Origin of the sequence: Halococcus morrhuae DSM 1307, from assembly GCF_000336695.1 — an archaeon.
GTDB classification, from domain to species: domain Archaea; phylum Halobacteriota; class Halobacteria; order Halobacteriales; family Halococcaceae; genus Halococcus; species Halococcus morrhuae.
Genome location: NZ_AOMC01000020.1, coordinates 1 through 770, shown reverse-complemented (window position 1 = coordinate 770; position 770 = coordinate 1). Strand labels below are relative to the sequence as shown.

The following is a 770-nucleotide window of genomic DNA, read 5'->3' as shown; positions in this document are numbered from 1 at the left end:
GGTGCCGTCCAGGTCGAGGGCGGCGTCTTCCGGAACAACGATATCACACAGGTCCGGCTCAGTAGCAGTGACAGCTACGTGAAAAACGCGACCATCACCGCCGATTTCGACAACAGCAACAGCCCGAACCCCGGCGACACGCTCAACTCCCGCGGCGTGCGCTTCGAGGCCGGGAAGTTCGGCTATCGCGGCGCAAGCGTCGAGAACTGCGACATCACCATTGCCTCGACGCCCAATTCGAGCGGTGGCGTCGTGGTCGGCAGCGATGGGGCCGACCACGCAGTCCGGAACACCCGTATCAAGGTCGATGTCGACTCGATCCGAGGTTTCTACGCGAAGGCACCGGTCGGCTTCGGCAATCGTGGCCCGCCCCCGAAGCCCCACACGGCGACGCTCGAAAACGTGAGTGTGACTGGGTCGGCGTCCAGTGCCGACGCGATCCGCATCGACCAGCGTGACGATTCGGTAGTGAAGGGCTGTTGTATCGACCAGAACGGTGGTAATCGTGATGGCGTACGACTGGTTGACTCCGACGGCAGCAAAGTGGTCAACAGTACGATCGACGTCAATGGGCAGCGCGTCGTCGAGGACAACTCGTGGGTCCGAACACGCAACATCGATGCGAGCGGCTCCTGTCCGACACCGAATCAAGGTGGGGGGAGACTTCCGCATACGCTCACGATCGACGGTGCCGGATCGCGTACGAATTACTCTTTTTCGGTAAGTGGTAGTCTTGAAGGTACGGGTGCGCTGACTCCCGAGGACACGAT

1 pseudogene is annotated in these 770 nt (G+C 61.4%); it reads left to right on the top strand.

Annotated features, from left to right (window positions below):
- Positions 1-770, top strand: a pseudogene (locus tag C448_RS01140) (hypothetical protein); the annotation flags it as partial.